Source organism: Candidatus Krumholzibacteriota bacterium, from assembly GCA_016931295.1.
In the GTDB taxonomy this organism is placed as follows: domain Bacteria; phylum Krumholzibacteriota; class Krumholzibacteriia; order Krumholzibacteriales; family Krumholzibacteriaceae; genus JAFGEZ01.
Genome location: JAFGEZ010000022.1, coordinates 68,438 through 86,218 on the forward strand (window position 1 = coordinate 68,438; position 17,781 = coordinate 86,218).

General features: G+C 67.9%; 13 protein-coding genes. 5 read left to right on the top strand and 8 right to left on the bottom strand.

Features of this window, described 5'->3' with window-relative positions; translation table 11 throughout:
• Positions 1-20: 20 nt before the first annotated feature.
• From JW876_06455 to JW876_06465, 3 genes are all read right to left on the bottom strand, one after another.
• Positions 21-1,142, bottom strand: coding sequence for a linear amide C-N hydrolase (locus JW876_06455; protein MBN1885148.1), 1,122 nt, complete (start codon positions 1,140-1,142; stop codon positions 21-23).
• A gap of 22 nt (positions 1,143-1,164) precedes the next feature.
• Positions 1,165-2,394, bottom strand: coding sequence for a DUF418 domain-containing protein (locus JW876_06460; protein ID MBN1885149.1), 1,230 nt, complete (start codon positions 2,392-2,394; stop codon positions 1,165-1,167).
• Positions 2,395-2,598: 204 nt separating this feature from the next.
• A complete protein-coding gene (locus JW876_06465; GenBank protein MBN1885150.1) occupies positions 2,599-2,793 on the bottom strand; it encodes a hypothetical protein in 195 nt (64 codons plus the stop codon).
• Positions 2,794-3,005: 212 nt separating this feature from the next.
• Here JW876_06465 and JW876_06470 point away from each other — a divergent pair, with 212 nt between their 5' ends.
• The 3 genes from JW876_06470 (at position 3,006) to JW876_06480 (ending at position 6,787) form a co-directional block, all read left to right on the top strand.
• A complete protein-coding gene (locus tag JW876_06470) occupies positions 3,006-3,551 on the top strand; it encodes a DUF3575 domain-containing protein (GenBank protein MBN1885151.1) in 546 nt (181 codons plus the stop codon).
• Positions 3,552-3,841: 290 nt separating this feature from the next.
• The gene (locus JW876_06475; GenBank protein ID MBN1885152.1) at positions 3,842-5,197 is read left to right on the top strand and encodes an FAD-dependent oxidoreductase; all 1,356 of its coding nucleotides are present in this window, start codon (positions 3,842-3,844) and stop codon (positions 5,195-5,197) included.
• A 69-nt stretch (positions 5,198-5,266) separates the two neighbouring features.
• Positions 5,267-6,787 (top strand): hypothetical protein, encoded by a 1,521-nt coding sequence (locus tag JW876_06480; protein MBN1885153.1) that lies wholly within the window; start codon positions 5,267-5,269, stop codon positions 6,785-6,787.
• 16 nt (positions 6,788-6,803) lie between these two features.
• On the opposite strand, the gene JW876_06485 is transcribed toward JW876_06480, so the two are convergent.
• The 5 genes from JW876_06485 to JW876_06505 all read right to left on the bottom strand — a co-directional run bounded on the left by JW876_06485 (position 6,804) and on the right by JW876_06505 (position 16,534).
• On the bottom strand, positions 6,804-9,899 hold the full coding sequence (locus JW876_06485) for an efflux RND transporter permease subunit (GenBank protein MBN1885154.1): 3,096 nt from the start codon (positions 9,897-9,899) through the stop codon (positions 6,804-6,806).
• 31 nt (positions 9,900-9,930) lie between these two features.
• On the bottom strand, positions 9,931-11,520 hold the full coding sequence (locus JW876_06490) for an efflux RND transporter periplasmic adaptor subunit (protein MBN1885155.1): 1,590 nt from the start codon (positions 11,518-11,520) through the stop codon (positions 9,931-9,933).
• Entirely contained in the window at positions 11,517-12,779 is a 1,263-nt protein-coding gene (locus tag JW876_06495; protein MBN1885156.1) for a TolC family protein, read from the bottom strand. The genes JW876_06490 and JW876_06495 overlap by 4 nt, the downstream gene beginning before the upstream one ends.
• A 121-nt stretch (positions 12,780-12,900) precedes the next feature.
• Positions 12,901-13,332, bottom strand: coding sequence for a hypothetical protein (locus JW876_06500; protein MBN1885157.1), 432 nt, complete (start codon positions 13,330-13,332; stop codon positions 12,901-12,903).
• A gap of 70 nt (positions 13,333-13,402) precedes the next feature.
• Positions 13,403-16,534 carry a PAS domain S-box protein gene (locus JW876_06505; GenBank protein MBN1885158.1) on the bottom strand — a complete coding sequence of 1,044 codons (3,132 nt, stop codon included), beginning with the start codon at positions 16,532-16,534 and terminating at the stop codon, positions 13,403-13,405.
• A 222-nt stretch (positions 16,535-16,756) separates the two neighbouring features.
• Between JW876_06505 and JW876_06510 the strand changes: the two genes are divergently transcribed.
• Together JW876_06510 and JW876_06515 are read left to right on the top strand one after the other, a co-directional pair.
• The gene (locus JW876_06510; GenBank protein ID MBN1885159.1) at positions 16,757-17,338 is read left to right on the top strand and encodes a sigma-70 family RNA polymerase sigma factor; all 582 of its coding nucleotides are present in this window, start codon (positions 16,757-16,759) and stop codon (positions 17,336-17,338) included.
• Entirely contained in the window at positions 17,325-17,600 is a 276-nt protein-coding gene (locus JW876_06515) for a zf-HC2 domain-containing protein (GenBank protein MBN1885160.1), read from the top strand. Before JW876_06510 ends, JW876_06515 begins: the two co-directional genes overlap by 14 nt.
• The last annotated feature ends 181 nt before the right edge of the window (positions 17,601-17,781 follow it).

The following is a 17,781-nucleotide window of genomic DNA, read 5'->3' on the forward strand; positions in this document are numbered from 1 at the left end:
CGGAACGCGGCCGACGGACGTCATCGTCGCGCCGGCAGGCGCAGCTCGTAGACGGTGTCCCAGTCGCGGTCGACGGCGATGCGCAGCGTCCGCGCCTCGAGGTCGTAGACCGAGGACCACCGCGTGCTCACGAGGAGGCGCCGTCCCCCTTCCACGTGCGACACCCGTTCCTGCGAGACGCGCCGCAGGGCCGCCATCCCGTCGAGCCATCCGAAGGAGGAGTCGGCGTCCGCGAGGATGCCGGCGAGGGTCCGGTAGCGCGAGCAGCTCGCCCGGCGCGTCCGCTCGGGCCGCTCGAAGAGCCGGGAGTTCGTCGCCACCTGCCACGGGCCGTCGTTTTCGATGATTTGCATCTTTCCCCCGGAATACTCCACAACCGCCGAGCGGCCCGACGGGTCGGCGAGAAAGAGATGGTGCGAGATCACGTTCGAGCCGTTGTCGACGATGTCGTACGACCGGGCGATCGCGATCGCCTCGTCGAGGTCGCCGGCCTTGTCGAGCATCTCGCGCATCACGAAGAGCATGTGGCCCCTCGGCCTGCCGGGATCGAGACCGTACGACTGGCGGCCGTAGGAGGCGACGGTGACGAGCAGGCCGCGCTCGTTCATCCCGTCGATGGGAAAGAAGGGGGCGGCGAGCAGGATCTCCCGGTGGAGGGGAGACTCGTCGTCGAACCGGACCGGCCCGGCGAACCCGAGCGCGAACATCGGGCTGACGGCGACCGATGCGTACCCGCCGGGCGGGAAACAGAAGCCCACGAGGACGCCGGACTCGTCGTGGTCGAAGTTGCGCCCCACGATGGGCCGGCCCGGGGAGCCGAACCAGGAGAAGATGCTGCACCCGATGCGCCGCCGCATCGCCTCCTGGCGGTCGATCTGGTCGATGGTGCGCCGGTGGCGTTCGCGGAGCGCCGCACGGTAGTCGCCGTAGACGACGATCGTGCGGATCGCCCCCGCGCGGCGGACGCTCGCCAGGGTGGCCGCCGTGTCGATCGCCGAGGCTGCCGCGGCGGCGAGGGCCGTGTCGATACCGGGATCGACGGCGACGACGGTCGGCTCGTACAACTCGCCGCAGCCCGCGGCAACCAGAACGGCGATGCCGAGGAGGATCCCCGCGATCGTGGAACGCGTGACGGTCGTCATGCTGTTGCCGCCTTTCCCGCCGTCAGCGCCGCATCGGTTGCCGCGCGCGATAGGTGAGGCTCCGCCAGAGCCATTCGACCGGCCCGAAGCGGAACCGTGCAAGCCACCAGGGCGACCAGGCGAGTTCGACGATCCAGACGAAAAGGATGACGAGCGGGTGCCAGGCGCGTCCGAGGCGGCCGAAAAGTTTGAAGCCGTGTCCGTAGAAGAGGGTGGTGCAGATGACCGTCTGCAGGAGATAGTTGGTGAGGGCCATCCGCCCGACGGCGGCGAGCGTGCGTGTCGGGCGCTTCATGGCGTTTGCACGGCACGCGAGCATCACCGCGCCGATCCATCCCCCCGAGACGAGAAGGCTGAACCAGTAGTTGTACTGGACGCCGATGAACATCGAGTACTCGAGCGACCAGCCGGCGGCGAAGTTGCGCATGGCTCCCCAGCCGACGACCGGGAGGCCGACGAGGAGGCCGAGCGCGACCATCCACCGGTAGAAGCGGGCCGATCGGCGGCCGGAGAGGATGCCCCACTTGAAGAGGGCCATCCCGGTCAGCATCAGTCCGAGGGTCCGCCAGCCGGTCTGGACGACCAGGAGAAAGGTCTCCATGAAGAACGAGAGACCGGCCCGGTGCGGCATCTGGTCGAGCCAGCCGCCGCGATACGCGGCGATCTCCCCGGCGATCCGCCCGGCCGGCGGCCGCCAGGTCTCCATGAGGCCCTCGATCTTCGCCGGTTCCCACCAGGGCATGCTGAGCCCGACGAAAAGATAGAATATCGACGCGACGGCGAAGATCGACAGCCCCGCCGCGAGAAGCCGGCCGGGGCGGACGCGCCGGAAGGGGTAGGCGACGAGGGCGCAGATGCCGTAGGTGACGAGGATGTCGCCGTGCCAGAGCCCGTAGGCGTGGACGAGGCCGATGACGATGAGCCAGAAGGTCCTCCGGTAGTGGACGCCGCGCGCGCTGCCGCCGCGCCGTTCGATGCGTTCGGTCAAAAGGACGATTCCCGCCCCGAAGAGGAGCGCGAAGATCGTCATGAACTTCTTGTCGGCCAGGAGATGGCTCAGCAACCAGAGGACGCGGTCGACGCCGGAGAGATCGCCGAAGAGGGCGGGGTTCATGTACGCCATCGCCGGCATGGAGAAGGACTGGACGTTCATCACGAGGATGCCGAGCACGGCGAAGCCGCGCAGCGCGTCGATCTCGGCGATCCGCTCCGCGGGCGGGAGGGGCGATCCGGCGGCCGACGGTTCGATCATCGGGCCTCCTGGCGACTGTATTTCCGGCTGGGTGCCCGCCGGCGGCGGTCAGGGTTTGCCGGCGAGTCCGACCGGCACGGCCGCGAGCGTCATGCCGCAGCGTACAACGTCCTCCCGGTCCAGCGACAGAAAAAAACCGGGGGAGAGCCGCCGGAGCCGGACGGGCCCCGGCGGCGGAGCGTTCTTTGCCGCCGGAAGGCCGGGTCAGCGTTTCGCGCCGCGGGAGATGACCCACGGTGAGACGATGCCGAAGATCAGGCCGAAGCGCGCCGCGGTCTCCCAGTCGACTGCCGGGGATCCGTGCGCGACGGCGGCCCAAGCGGCGGAGACGATCGCCGAGGCGACGAAGGCGATCGCGAAGGTGACGACGAATTCGAAGACGATCCTGCCTGCGTTCATCAATCTTCCCTCCCCAGTGTAAATGAAACATCGATTCGTTCACTATACCGCGGGAGAAGAGGATTATTCACCCTCTGTTTTCGTGCGCCCGGGGCCGGGGCCGCCGATGGAATATCCGCTTGACGATGCCGTGCGATTGATGCGCATACTGATGCGACGCAGTTCCGACAGTGGGATATCACCGCGATCGATCCGACAGAAAAGGAGCCCGCATGACGATGAGACGCATCCTGCCCGCGATCTGCCTTGCCGCCCTGCTCGCCTGTCTCGCGCCGGCGGCGGCGATGAGCGAGGAAGGGACCGAACGAAAGGTCGCGATCTCGATCAACCCCATCCTCGCGATGTTCACCTGGTTCACCGGCGAGGTCGAATTCGCCCTCGCCCCAACGATGACCGCCGGCCTGTCTGGCACCTACCTCGCCTTCGGCGACGAGGACGACGGCGACCAGGAAACCTACACGAACGGCACGGCCTTCGTCCGGTACTATCCCACTGCGGCCTTCAAGGGGTTCTTCTTCGGCCTGTGCGCCGGGTATTACAGCGTGACCGACCAGGAACTGGAGCTCGTCGGCGAGGACGATTCCGAGGGGGTCATGGGCGCCGGGATCGACATCGGCTACAGCTGGCTTCTCGGGAAGGACGAACGGATGTACGTGAGCATCGGCGCCGGCGCCATGCGGCTCTTCGGCGGCGATCTCGACGCCTCCGACGTGGTGCTGCCGACGATCCGCCTCATCAACGTCGGCTTCGCCTTCTGACGGGATCGGATCATGACGGATGACGACGGCCGCGGAACGCCCGCCTTTCCGCGGCCGTTTCCGTCCGGTCGTCCGTGTCGGCCCGCTCGCGCAGGGCCCCGCCGGCCCGCACTCGCGTCCCGTAACTCCCGCTCGCGCAGGGGGAATCCCCTATTTACCGGAAAATTTTACGGAAATACGCCGCGGATGCTTGACTTGGCCTCCGGCATTCCGCATCGTACACCGTTTGCAGATTCTGCTATGTGACATCGTTCGCGGTCCGTGGATGCGGAGCGGAAGGGAGACCGGACATGGAGAAGAAGGACATCCTGGTGATCGGCGGCAGCGCGGCGGGGCTCGTCGCCGCGACGACGGCGAAATCGATCCATCCCGATCGGAGCGTCCTCGTCGTCCGCAAGGACGGCAAGGTGCTCGTTCCCTGCGGTATTCCGTACGTCTTCGGGACCGTGGGGAGCACCGAGAAGAACATCATGCCCGCCGACAAGGCGTTCGACAGCGCGGGCATCGAGCAGATCGTCGGCGAGGTCCTCTCGATCGACCGCGAAGAGAAGACGGTCACGATCGAGGGCGGCACGAAGATCGGGTACGACAAGCTCGTCATCGCGACCGGCTCGACCCCGTCGGTGCCCGGATGGCTCGAGGGAGCCGGCCTCGAGAACGTCTTCACCGTTCCGAAGAACAAGGTCTACCTCGACAAGGCGCAGGAGACGCTGAACGGCCACCGGAAGATCGTCGTCATCGGCGGCGGTTTCATCGGCGTCGAGTTCTCCGACGAGCTCAACAAGACGGGCAAGGAGATCACGCTCGTCGAGAAGCTGACCACCATCCTCGCCCTGGCCTTCGACGAGGAGATCGCCTCCCGCGCCCAGCGGCTGCTCGTCGAGCGCGGGGTGCGCGTCGTCACCGGCACGGGCGTGACGCGGATCCTCGGCGAGAAAGCCGTCACCGGCGTGCTGCTCGAGAACGGCGAGACCCTCGAGGCGGACGCCGTCGTCCTCTCGGTGGGCTATCGGCCGAACACCGCGCTCGCCCGCGAGGCAGGCCTCCGCGTGAACGAGGGGGGCTTCATCTGCGTCGACGAGTACATGCGCACCGACGACCGCGACGTCTTCGCCGCCGGCGATTGCGCGGAGAAGCGGGATTTCACCACGAGGAAGCCCGTCCCCGTCATGCTCGCCTCCACCGCCTGCGCCGAGGCGCGGACGGCCGGCATGAACCTCTACGGGCTCTCGTCGGTCAAGACCTTCAGCGGCACGATATCGATCTTCTCCACCGGCATCGGCGACACGGGATTCGGCGCCGCGGGCCTGACCGAGGACAAGGCGCGGGAAGCGGGATTCGAGATCGTCACCGGCGTTTTCGAGGGGATGGACAAGCACCCCGGCTCGTTGCCCGGCGCCCACACGCAGATGGTCAAGCTCGTCGCCTCGCGCGACTCCGGCGTGCTCCTCGGCGGCGAGGTGATGGGGGGCGTCAGCGCCGGCGAGATCACCAACATCATCGGGTTCCTGATCCAGGGGCGCACGACGCTCAACTCGATCATGACCGCTCAGATCGGCACGCACCCGCTGTTGACCGCGTCCCCCGCGGCCTACCCGCTGGTGAAGGCCGCCGCCGCGGCCGTCCGGAAGATGCTCGAGCGCTGACGGCGGCCGGCACGCGATCCTTGCCTCGCGCGGGCGCGGTGTGCCATCATCGCGTCCGTGGAGGCATCCATGTCGGGAATCGCGGCCATCTGTCTTTTCGTCTCGCTCGCGGCGCCGGGGTGGCCGGCGCCGGCGGCCGACGCCCCCGGCCTCTTCGATCCAGGGCGCGCCTGGACCTGGGAGGAACTCGATTCGAGCCTCGCCGGCGCCGGGGCCCGCAAGCATCTCGCCATCCTCCGCGAGGACGTCACGCTCGTCGAGGCGCGGTTCCTTCTAGGACAGCTCGCGGCGCTCGACGGGGCCGACGCCCTGCGCCGCCTCGCCGCGTACCAGGAAGAGCAGGACGCGCGGGGCGGGTCCTTCCACGGGATCCTGCCCCCCTTTCCCGTCGATCCCGACAGCATCCCGTCGATCGGGGATCTCGACTCGTTCGTCGAGGCGGCGCTCTTTCTCGCCGAGATACGGGATCGCAATCGCCGCGCCATCGAAAAATCGACGGGCTACCCGCTCGCTTTCCGGGGGGATTCACTCGTCATCCCCTATCTCAACCGCGCGCCGGAGGGATTCGATCTCTCGATCGACACCGCGGCGATCCGCGCGCTGCTCGCCCTCTTCGACCGGGGAGGGGCGACGGCGGACGAGGCCGGAAAGGCGGCCCGGCACCCGGTCCTGCGGGAGATGCTCCGGCACCGCCGCGATCTCGGCTACGTGCCGCCGCCGCTGCCAGACGAGGAGGATCTCGCGCGCTTCATTTTCCTCGCGGCGAGCGCCGAGCCGATCGACATGATCTGGAAATGGATCAATCCCTGCAATCTCTTCTGCATGGCCGATCTCGCCCTGAACAGCCGCGTCTACGGTGATATCCTCGGACGCCTCGAGCGGCACCGGGCCGGGTTCTCGGACGACGTGATGGGGCGGATCGCGCAGTTCGCGCCGGCGGGGATCGAACTCAGCGAAACAATCGGCTTCGGCGTCAATTTCGGCGTCAGAAGCTGGGCGACGTCCACCGGGCTCGGCACGAACGTCGTCCAGTTCAAGGACGACTACGAGGCGCTCCGCCGCACCGCCACGCACGAGATCTACCATCGCCTGCAGCTCAGGCTCTGTCCGGTGCACCACTCCCGTCTCGGCCAGTCTCCGCGCCGGTTCGAGGACCTCGTCGCCTGGCCGTTTCCCGACGATCGCGACAGGAAGCTGTACGAGGCGCTCGCATGCGTCTTCCTCGAGGGAACGGCCACCTACGTCGGGGGCTCGGGCGACGCGCCTTTTTCGCCCGACGAGGCGCGGGCGGGGGGCGAACTGCTCGCGCTGGTCATCGACGAGCTCTACGCGCGCGGCGATCCCGGCATCGATTCCCTCCTCGCCGCGGGGCTGCGCTCGAACGGCCCCTTCTACGCCCTCGGGTACCAACTGAGCGAGCAGATCGCCGAGGCGGGGGGGAACGGGGCGATCGGCGCGCTCCTCGATGCGGGCGCGCCCGCCTTCTTCACCGCCTGTCTCCGCGACGGCAGTGCGATCCCCGGCCTCGACGGAAAGCATGAAGCGACCCTCCGGGAGGCCCTCGGGCGGATGATCGCCGGGATGCGGTGACCGCCGCCCGCCCGGTCTACGACGCCGCGCACGCCGCCGAGCCCCCCGTTCCGTACCGATAAAACAAAACCGGGATGACGATCATGTTGAGGAAGGTGGCCGTGACGAGGCCGCCGAGGATGACGATCGACATGGGCGCCTGGATCTCGTTTCCCGGCTCTCCCGCGGCGAGGGCCATCGGCAGGAGCGCGAGCCCGGTGGTGAGGGCGGTCATGAGGATCGGGCTGAGACGCTCGATCGATCCCCGCATGACCGCATCGCGGCGGGAAAGCCCCTCGACGGCCATGAGATGGTTGTAGTGCGATACCATCATGATCCCGTTCCGCACGGAGATGCCGAACAGCGTGATGAATCCGACGAGGGCCGCGATGGTGAGCACCCCTCCCGTCAGGTAGACGGCGAGGACCCCCCCGATGAGGGCGAGGGGGAGGTTGACGAGAACGAGCAGGGTGTCGCGGGCGTTGCCGAATTCGAGGAAGAGGGCGACGACGATCAAAAGCAGCGACAGGAGACTGAGCAGCCCGATGATCCTCGACGCCGATTCGGCGCTCTGGAACCGGCCGCCGTACTGGATGAAGTATCCCTCGGGCAGGTCGATCGCGGCGGCGATGCCCGTCTTGATCTCGTCGACGACGCCTCCCACGTCGCGGCCCCCCGCGTTCGCCTGGACGACGATCTTCCGCTGCACGTTCTCGCGACTCACGTAGTTCGGCCCCCGATCGACGCGGATGTCGGCGACCATGTCGAGCGGCACCACGGCGCCCGACGGCGTGTCGACGAGGCTCGAGCGGATCGCCTCGAGATCGTCGCGGAAGGCCTCGTCGTAGCGGACGACGAGGGCGTGCCGGTTCTGCCCGTCGTAGACCTCCGACACCTTCGCCCCGAGAAAGGCGACGTCGATGATCCGGTCGATGTCCCTCATCGTCAGGCCGTAGACGGCCATCATGCGGCGGTTTGGCCTGATGCGCACCTGCGGGATCTCGACCTGCTGGTCCACCGACAGGTCGGTCACGCCGTCGATTCCGCCCATCACCTTCTCCACGGCCGAGGAGATCGACCGCAGCGCGGAGAGGTCGGGCCCGAAGATCTTCACGGCGATGTTCGCGCGCGTGCCGGAGAGCATGTGGTCGATGCGGTGGCCGATCGGCTGGCCGATGATGAAGACCGTGCCCGGAAGCAAGGTCAGGCGATCCCGGATCTCCTCGAAGAGCGCGTTTTTCTCCGAGGTCTCGTCGTAGACGACCTCCAGTTCGTGCGCGTGGGAGCCGAGCGAATGTTCGTCGTGCTCGGTGCGCCCCGTTCTCCGCGCGACCGACCGGATGGAGGGGAGATCGAGGAGGAGGCGTTCGGCCATCGCGCCGATGCGACCGGACTCCTCGAGAGAGGTGCCGGGCAGCGTGGCGACGCTGATGTTGAGCGTCCCCTCGCTGAATTCGGGAAGAAAGGAGCGGCCGAGCATCGAGAACATCACGACGGTCAGTATCACGAGCAGGGAGGCGACCGTCATGATCGGTCCCCCGTGGCGGGTGCTCCACCCGAGGACGGGTCGGTAAACCGCCTCGAGCGCGCGAACGACGGGGCTCTCCTTCGCCTCGCGCCGTTTGCCGTTCTTCAAAAGGATCGCGCTCATCGCGGGGGAGACGGTGACCGCCACGAGGAGGGAGGCGAAGACGGAGACGACGTAGGCGATGCCGAGGGGCTTGAGCATCCGGCCCTCGACGCCGTCGAGGAAGAAGAGGGGAATGAAGACGACGATGATGATGAAGGTGGCGTTGACGATCGGCGCCCTGATCTCCGCGGACGCCGCCGTGATCACCTCGCAGAAAAGCCGGCGCTCGCCCGGTTCGCGGCCGGCGTTCTGCCTGACCCGGCGGAAGACGTTCTCGACGTAGATGATGGCGTCGTCGACGAGCACGCCGATGGCGATCGCCATGCCGCCGAGCGTCATCGTATTGATCGACTGGCCCAGCATCTTCAGAATCAGCACGGCGATGACGAGGGAGAGGGGGATCGCGACGGCCGAGATCACCGTGGTCCGGGCGTTGGCGAGGAAGACCAGGAGCACGATCACCACGAGGACCGCGCCGTCGCGCAGGGCGCGCATGACGTTGTTCACCGCGCGCTGGATGAAATCCGACTGCCGGAAGATCTCCGCGTGCAGGCGGACGTCCTCCGGGAGGGCGGCGCCGATCTCGCCGAGGGCGGCGTCGATGCGCCCGGTCAATTCGAGTGTGTTCGCGTCGGGTTGCTTGCCGATCACGAAAAGGACGCCCTCCTTGCGGTTGATCGAGGCCTCGCCGAGGCGCGTCGCCGCGCCCGTCTCGATGCGAGCGAGATCCCGGAGCAGGATCGGCGCGTGTTCCCGCACCGATACGACCGTCTCCCCGAGCTCCCCCGCGTCGCGGATGCGTCCCAGTCCCCTGATCATGTACTCGCGTCCCGAGTGGACGAAGAAGCCGCCGCTTGCGTTGAGGTTCGCGCCGCCCGCCGCGTCGAGGAGATCGCCGAGACCGATTCCGTGCGTGCGGAGTCGTCCGGGATCGACGAGGACCTGGTACTGCTTCACCTCGCCGCCGTACACCTTGACGCTCGATACGCCGGGCACGGCGAGCAGCCGCGTGCGGATCGTGTAATCGGCGAGCGTGCGGAGATCCATCAGCGAGGTCGTGTCGGCGGTGAGGCCGACGGCCATGATCTCTCCCATGATCGACGAGACCGGGGCGAGGATCGGTTGCCCGGCCTCCTCCGGCAACGAGGCGAGCGCGGTCTGGATCTTCTCGTTGACGATCTGGCGCGCCTTGTAGATGTCCGTTCCCCAGTCGAATTCCACGTGGACGGTGGAGAAGCCCTGCATCGACGTCGACCGGACGCGCCTGACCCCCGAGGAGCCGTTGACGGCCGTCTCGATCGGGAACGTGACGAGCATCTCGACCTCCTCCGGGGCCATCCCGTGCGCCTCGGTCAGCACGGTGACCGTCGGGGCGGTGAGATCGGGAAAGACGTCGATCGGCATGTCCAGGGCGACCAGGACGCCCACGGCCAAAAGGACCGCGGCGGCGAGCAGTACGACGGCCCGGTTGTCCAGGCTCAGCTGCATGAGGTGGTCGAGCATCGGTCGTCTCTTTCTTTGGTGACGGGCCCCGTCAATGGGCGTGCGGGTCCCCGACAGTTTCCTGCGTCGCCGCGAGCTTGACGCCGTATGCGCCCTTCACGACGATGCGTTCGCCTTCCTCGACGTTTCCGGAGACGGCGACGAGGCCGTTCCATCGCGCGCCGGTTTGGACGGCCCGTTTCTCGAAAACTTCGCCGCCGGTCTGCACGAAGACGTACGTTCCGTAATCCTCGTCGATGATCGCCGCCTCGGGCACGGCGATCGACGAGGCGGCGGCCGCCGTGAATATATCGATGCAGACGATCTGGCCGATCTTGAGGACTCCGCCGGGATTGGCCGTCTCGAAGACGACGGGGATCGTCCGGCTCGCCGCGTCGAAGATGTCGCCGCGGCTGACGAGCCTGAAATCATCGCCCTCCACGAGGAGCGTTCGATCGAGTCCCGGCACGGCGATCGTCGCCCCCCGCGGCTCGTCGATGCGGTAGTAATCCCGCTCGAAGAGGTCGACCCGGAGCCGGACCGACGAGGGATCGACGACGGTCGCGAGTTTCCGGCCGGCCGAGACGGCCTGGCCGGGCAGGACTTCGACGGAAGCGACGACGCCGCCGATCGGAGCCTTGATCACGAGATGGATCTCTTTCGTTCCCTCCGCCTCGACGGGAACGACGAACCCTCCCTGGAGGATCGATTCGTAGCCGGCCTTTTTCACGAGCCATGCCTCGCGGATCGCCTCGTAGTCGCGGGCCGCGATCGCGTCGCGTTCGCGGAGACGCCCGGCGCGGTCGAATTCCTCTTTCGCGCGCCGGTAGCCGAGGTGCATCCCGGCCCACGTCCCGTCGCCGGCCGGGGGCGGGCAGACGATCATGACCGGATCCCCCTCGGCGACGCGCATGCCGGGCGACGCCATGCCGCGGTTGTGGGCGACGGAGAGCAGCCCATCGACCGGCGAGACGATCTCGGCGTATCCGTTCATCCGGGGGGTCACCTCCGCGACGGCGGGGATCGTCGTTTGCATCTCGACGCGGCGGACCGGTTCGACGCCGAACCCGGCGTTCCACTGCTGTTCCTTGAGAAAGACGATCTGTTCGCCGGCCGGCTCGTGGGCCGGGTTATCCCCGTGGGCGTCGTGATCCTCCTCGATGTCCGGTTTCTCTGCGTCGCCCGGGCCTGATTCTGTTTCGTGGCGCTCGTCGCCGCCGAACCGGACGCGGCCAGCGTCGAAGCGTTCCACGCGGCCGCGCACGGCGATGTCGACGGCCAGGTCGTACTCGCCCGGCCCGAGATCGGGCAGCGAAACCTCCCAGATCCCCGCACGAACCGGCGCGGGCGTGCTCGCCGTCGCGACGGAACCCGACTCTCCGGCGAACCGGACGGTCACCGCGCCCTCGCGGAGCGGCGTGAAATCCGGGAGTCGCGTCAAGAGGACGGAGACGGTCGTTCCGCGGTCCGGCGCCGGTTTCCCGCATTCGACGAAGACCTCGAGCGAATCGCTCCAGATCGTCGACGAGACGCCGCCTTCGTGGTCGTCGTGCGCAACCGGGGAGTCGGCGGGCCGTTCACCGCCGCAGGACGCGAGCAGGATCGCGGCGAGGAGCGCGCAGAGGCCGATTGGTTTCTTCATCGTTCCTTCCCTTCGCGTTCCGGCGAGACGGAGCGCACCAGCTCGCGCTCGGTCAGCGCCTCGAGTTCGAAGACGATTTCGTAGAATTCACCGAGGAGCCCGAAAAAGTCGGCGACGCCGCCGGCGCATATCTCGATCCCCTCGAAGAAGCCGGCCAGGGACAGCCAGCCCTCGATGTAGGATGCGGCGAGATTCTCGATCTGGACGTCGATATCCTCGACGATCCCGGCATGCCGGTCGAGGAGCGCGGCCTTCCCCGCGGCAGTCTCGACGAGAAGGGCCACGCGCCGATCGCGCCCGGCGCGGTAGAGGTCGAGTCGCAGCCGGGCCGTCTCGAACGCGGCCCGCCGCTCGTTCACCGCGCCGGTGTTCCTGCCGAGGAAGGGGAGGGGCGCCGAGAGCCCGACGACGAATCCGTCCCGGTCGTCCCCCGCGTTCCGGTATCCGCCCGAGAGGGTGACGGCGGGCAGGATCCCGCCTCGTTCCGATCGCACGTCCATCCCGGCCGCCTCGACGAGCAGCTGCCGCCGCGCGAAATCAGCGGTGGCGTCCAGGCCGGACGCCCCTGAGAGATCCACCTCCCGGAAACCGCCCCAGACGGACTCCCCCGCTTCCAGCGTCACCTCGGCGCCCGCGGGGATCCCCATATCCGTCTTCCAGCGGGCCAGGAGGCTTCGGCGCTCGTCGCGGATCTCCAGGATCGAGCGGCGGACGCCGAGGAGCGACAGATCGACGAGACGGCGTTCGACGCCGGACAGCGCACCTTCGCTTTCCCGCGATCCGGCGACGCGCGACACGCGCTCCAGCAGCGTCTCGAATCGCTCGAGGCGGGCCGATTCCGCATCGCGTATCGCGAGGGCGACGAAGCCGAACCGGAGTTCCGAGACGAGGCGACGCGTGTCGGCGGAGCGCCCGCGGCGGGCCGCCTCGAGCCTGCGTTCCCATGCGGCGCGGTGGGGCGCTCCCGCCCACGGCAACGTGAATTCCTTCGCGAGCGCGATGGTGTATTCCCGGTCGGAGAGCGGGCCGGTCCCGGTCTTCTCGAGTTCCCACGAGAGTTCGGGGTTCGACCACGTGAGGGAGGCGTCGCGCCGCGCCTCGACGAGGTCGACGTTTCGCCGCAGGATGCGGGCGTGGGGGCTGTGATCGAGCGCGTACGCGCCGATCCCGTCGAAACGGAGGCGCACGTCGGCGTCCGCCGCCGCGCAGCGTGGACCGGCGGCGATGAGACAGCAGCAGAGAATCGTCTTCCGGAGCATGTCTTCTCCAGTCGCCCGGCGCCCGCCTGTCCGCCTTTCCCGCACGGGGCGGGAACGGACTCGCGGCGGGTTCTTCCGGGTCAATGGTGTTCGATCGATGACGGTGAACGGAAACGGGAATTCAGGCGGAGGTCGGGCTCCGGCCGGCGAAGAGGAAGCCGTACCGGTCGACGGGGGAGAAGGACACGCGGTCGGCGCCGCGCACGGGCCCCGTCCGGGCGCCGGAAACAAACGGGGGTGTCGACGGGGCCGGCGCCACGGCCGGCGGGGGGTCGAGCGATCGGCGCGGGGGGATCGGCCGGTCTATCGCGCCGTGCCCGTCGAGGTGGGCGGCCGGTTCCCCGTGGAACCCGGCAGCGGCGTCGTGGCGATCATCGTCTCCGCGGTGTCCGTCGGGGAACCCGGATTCGTGCGACGCGCATCGGGGATCGCCCGGGCAGTGGTCGTGCGACAGACAGATCGCCTGCCCGGCGACGAGAACGAGCAGGGTGAGGATCGAGAGATACCTCGCCCCCGCGCTTCTCCGGGTTCGTACGGCGATTCTCCACGGCATCGGGCGGTCGCTCCGGTTAATGATGACCAAAACAGTAGGTTATTGAATATACGATCGGGCCGGGGGCTTGTCAACCGGGTCGATGCCGTGAACGGTCCGTGTCGAGGACGCGGCGGATCCGTTCGGCCAGTTCGCGGCGGCGGACGGGTTTCGGGTAGAGCTCGCGGATGCCGACGCGCAGGAGACGTTTCTCGTCGACCATCTCCCCGTACCCCGTGCAGAGGATGATGGGGATATCGCCGCGCGCGGCGAGCATCTCCTCCGCGAGCTCGATGCCGGTCAGCCTGGGCATGGCGAGGTCGGTCAGCACGAGATCGATGGCGCCGGGGTCGGCGAGGAAGGCCTCGCGCGCCTCCTCGCTGTCGAGGAATCCCGCCACGCGGTAGCCGAGGCCCTCGAGCATCTTGCGTTCCATCTCGATGATCGTCTCCTCGTCGTCGACGATCATGATCCGCTCGGTGCCCGAGGGAAGGGGCAGAGCCGACATCTCGTCCTCGTTCGCTTCCGGTCCCTGCGGCTCGATGACCGGCAACAGGACGGTGACGGTCGTTCCCGCGCCGGGCTCGCTGCTGAGAGAGATGGCGCCGGCGCAGCTCTTGACGATACCGTGGACGACGGAGAGGCCGAGCCCCGTGCCCTCGCCCTGGTGCTTCGTCGTGAAGTAGGGCTCGAAGACCCGTTCGGCGACCGCCTGGCTCATCCCTTTTCCCGTGTCGCGGACAATCAGTTTCGCGTAGGGCCCCGGCACGAGCGATTCCTCGACGGCCGGATCCTTGCTGGCGATCTTTGTTTCCTCCAGCTCCACATGCAGCACGCCGCCCGATCCGGCCATGGCGTGATAGGCGTTGATGCAGAGATTCATGACGATCTGCTGGATCTGCGTCGGATCGGCGAGGATCGGCCCGACATCCGGATCGATCCCGGAGACGAGCTCGATCGACGGGGGGATCGACGCCCGTATCAGCGCGAGGGCGTCCGGCACGACCGACTGGATGCGCACGGGGATGCGGTCCGCGTCCGACTGGCGGCTGAAGGTGAGGATCTGCCGGACGAGAGCCCGGGCCCGCTGCCCGGCCTTGATCACCTCGCCGATGTCCCCGTGCGCGAGGGAGCCCTGCTCGGTCTCCTCGAGCGCCATCTCGGCGAAGCCGAGGATCGGTGTGAGTATGTTGTTGAAATCGTGGGCGATGCCGCCTGCGAGCGTGCCGACCGCCTCCATCTTCTGCGCCTGGCGGACCTGCTCCTCGAGCCGGGCCGTCATCTCCTCCATGTGTTTCCGCTCGGTGATGTCTGTGACGACGACGACCATGCCCCGGAACGACTTGTCCGTTCCGGGAAGCGCCCGGACCGAGGCGTGCCCCCAGAATTCCTCGCCGTTCGCCCGGACGAACCGCCGCTCGAAGAGGAGATGATCGAGGGATCCGTCCCGCAACTGCCCGGTCGTGCGCTCGTTCGCCTCGAGAGAGGACGGGTGCAGGTACGACCGGAAATCCACGCCGATGATCTCGCCCCGCGACCGGTGCCCCAGCATGCGCGCCATCCGGTGGTTGGCGAAATCGATCCTGCCCTCGGCGTCGACGAGGGCGATTCCCGCCTCGGATGCGTCGAAGACGACGCTCATCCGTTCCTCGCTCTCCCGGAGGGCCTCCTTGGCCCGCGTCCGCTCGGCGATGTCCCGCGCGACTGCGAGGATCCGGTTCCTGCCGCCGATGACGGCCCGCCGGGCGGTCACCTCGACCCAGAAACGGCCGCCGTCCTTCCGCCTGGCGCGCCACTCGAAGATCTGCGGCGTCTTTTCCCGCGCCAGCGAGAGTCGTTTCTCGGCCTCATCCTCCGACCGGGGGGACTCGCCGGGGAAAAGCAGGCCGAGGGATTTCCCGATCATCTCGTTTCGCGAGAATCCGAACAGCACCGCCGCGCGCTCGTTGACATCGACGATCGACAGGGTGGCGTCGTCGTGAATGAGGATCGCGTCGTTCGCGCCGTTGAAGATCTCGCGGTAGTTCCGCTCGGATTCCGAGAGGGCCTTCTGCATGCGCCGCCGATGAGTGTTGTTGATGACCAAAAGGACGATGAACATCGCCTGCACGATGACGAGGATCGCGGTGACGACGACCTTTTTCCGGTGTATCCGGAAGAAGGTCGGCATGACGTTGCGGATCCTGCTGCCCGGGGGAAGCCGCTTCTTGTCGATTCCCCATCGCTGCAGCTGGTTCCAGTTGAAGTTCACCGACCGTTCGAGGCGCTCTACGTCGATCGAATCGGGCTCCTCGCCGTTCAGGATCCTGGCGGCGAGGGCGGCCGCCGCATGGCCCTGGTCGAGCGCGCAGACGGTCGATCCGCCGAGGATGCCTTGGTGGCCGAGTAAATCCGTGTCGTACAGGCCGAAGACCGGCGCGTTCGCGCGCGCGGCGATCGACTGCAGCGCCTCCCGGGGATTGTGGCCGACGCCGTCGGCGTCGCGTTGCAGCCCGAGGTAGAAAACGATCGAGTTGGCGGGAAGGGAAGCGACCTCGTCGAGGATCCGTGCGAGGGAGCGGTCGTCCCAGGAAACGATCTCGGGGCAATCCCCGGAGAGCGCGAACTCCCGGCGGGCCTTGTTGCGGAGCATGTACTCCGACGCGTTCGTCCCCGATACGAGGTAGACGCGCCGCGTGCCGGGAAAGAGGTCGAGCGCGATTTTCATGGTGCCGGCGAAATCCTCGTTCCGGAAGACGCCGGTCATGTCGAAATCCCCCATCGCCTTGTAGATGAAGCGCTGCTCCTCCGCGGCGAAGACGTACGCCACGCCGGGAAAGAGCCGTTCGCCGTAGCGCATCACGAAGGTGACCGCCTCGGTCTCCATGCAGACCACGACGTCGAGCGATCCCGGGGGGTATTTCGCCTCGATGAGGTGGACGAGCGTCTCGCGGTAGGGCGTGCCGTCGTAGCGGGAGAGGTCGAGAAACTCGGTGTCGATCGTCACCGGGAGGGGCACGCGGGAGCGGAAATGCGCGCGGAATCCCCGCTCGGCGCGATACTCCCACTCGACGCTGCGATTGTACGAGAGGAGCAGGAGGATGTGCCGCCGCCTCGCCTCTTCGCCGCCGGCGCGCGCGGGGACGGAAAGGAGGCCGGCGGCGAGGATCGATGCGGCGAGCGCCGCCGCTAAAAGCGGGGCGGCGGACGGGCGACGGCGGCGTCGGATTTCCGGGTTGCTCATCGTTCGATCGTCATCCGTGAAGTGGTTGCCCGGGACGCGCCGCGACCAAACGGCGTCCCGCGGCGTCCCGCTCCGCGCATGATACCCCTTTCGCGCCCGGATGACAATCGGGTTCGGTGCGGCGCGGGTCGCGGGCACACAGTCCGACCCGCGGCGCCCCGTGTGCGCGCGGCGGCGAATGCCCCGTTGCCGCGCGGCGGGCGACCGGGTATATTCGGGCCCATGGACGAGAAGACGCTGGTGATCCGCGCGAAGGGAGGCGATCGGGCCGCGTTCGACGAGCTCGCGTCGGCCTGGGTCGACCGCATCTATCGGCTCGGCCTCAAGCTCACCGGGGACGAGGACGAGGCGCAGGACATCCTCCAGGAGACCTTCCTCAAGGCGGTCGACAACATCGACCGGTTCCGGATGGAGTCCTCCTTCGGCACCTGGCTGTACGCGATCGCGCTCAACGCGGTCCGGGCGGCGGCGGGCACGCGGAAGCGGATGCAGCTCAAGCCGATAGAGGAGTACGTGCCCGGCGACGGGCACGACGATCCGCGGCTCTTCGACTGGGGCGATCCCCACCGGCTCTACGAGGAGCGCGAACTCCGCCGGCTCGTCGACGAGGCGCTCGCCGCGATTCCGGAGGAGCACGCGATGCCATTCGTGCTGCGCTACGTCGAGGGGTTGCCGGTGAAGGAGATCGCCGAGGTCATGGGCCTCACCCCGGCGGCCACCAAGTCGCGGATCCTGCGCACACGCCTGGCCCTGCGGGAGCGGCTGGGCGAGAGATTCAGGGAGAAGATCGATGAAACACTGTAGGGACTACCTCGAAAAGCTCTGCGCCTACGTCGACGGCGAGGCGGACGACGCGGCCTGCAAGGAGATCGAGACGCACCTGAAGGACTGCGAAGGGTGCCGCGTCATGGTGGACACCCTCCGCAAGACCGTCTTCCTCTGCCGCGAGGGGGATACCGAGCCGATCCCGATCGCGCTCGGCGACAAGCTCAAGCTCCTCCTCGACCGCAAGTGGCGCGAGAAGTTCGGCGACGGCGACGGCGAGAAGCCCGGCGGCGGATCGTAGCGGCGGGCCCCCGGGTCGATTTCCCCGTTTCCCCGCGCGACCGGCGCCGTGCCCGGCATCGACCCCGTCGCCACCGGCGCCGCGCGTGCCGGGCATTTTCCAATCCCTTCCCCATCTACATGTTACAGACTTTCTTCTACCGAAACGAATAAATCGAGAATCATTCCGCCTCCCGTTCCAT

Bases quoted from the DNA above. Each gene is read 5' to 3' on its own strand.
- JW876_06500 (MBN1885157.1), bottom strand. From the start codon at position 13,332: ATGCCGTGGAGAATCGCCGTACGAACCCGGAGAAGCGCGGGGGCGAGG.
- JW876_06470 (MBN1885151.1), top strand. From the start codon at position 3,006: ATGACGATGAGACGCATCCTGCCCGCGATCTGCCTTGCCGCCCTGCTC.
- JW876_06465 (MBN1885150.1), bottom strand. From the start codon at position 2,793: ATGAACGCAGGCAGGATCGTCTTCGAATTCGTCGTCACCTTCGCGATC.
- JW876_06460 (MBN1885149.1), bottom strand. From the start codon at position 2,394: ATGATCGAACCGTCGGCCGCCGGATCGCCCCTCCCGCCCGCGGAGCGG.
- JW876_06505 (MBN1885158.1), bottom strand. From the start codon at position 16,534: ATGAGCAACCCGGAAATCCGACGCCGCCGTCGCCCGTCCGCCGCCCCG.
- JW876_06485 (MBN1885154.1), bottom strand. From the start codon at position 9,899: ATGCTCGACCACCTCATGCAGCTGAGCCTGGACAACCGGGCCGTCGTA.
- JW876_06455 (MBN1885148.1), bottom strand. From the start codon at position 1,142: ATGACGACCGTCACGCGTTCCACGATCGCGGGGATCCTCCTCGGCATC.
- JW876_06480 (MBN1885153.1), top strand. From the start codon at position 5,267: ATGTCGGGAATCGCGGCCATCTGTCTTTTCGTCTCGCTCGCGGCGCCG.
- JW876_06515 (MBN1885160.1), top strand. From the start codon at position 17,325: ATGAAACACTGTAGGGACTACCTCGAAAAGCTCTGCGCCTACGTCGAC.
- JW876_06475 (MBN1885152.1), top strand. From the start codon at position 3,842: ATGGAGAAGAAGGACATCCTGGTGATCGGCGGCAGCGCGGCGGGGCTC.
- JW876_06495 (MBN1885156.1), bottom strand. From the start codon at position 12,779: ATGCTCCGGAAGACGATTCTCTGCTGCTGTCTCATCGCCGCCGGTCCA.
- JW876_06510 (MBN1885159.1), top strand. From the start codon at position 16,757: ATGGACGAGAAGACGCTGGTGATCCGCGCGAAGGGAGGCGATCGGGCC.
- JW876_06490 (MBN1885155.1), bottom strand. From the start codon at position 11,520: ATGAAGAAACCAATCGGCCTCTGCGCGCTCCTCGCCGCGATCCTGCTC.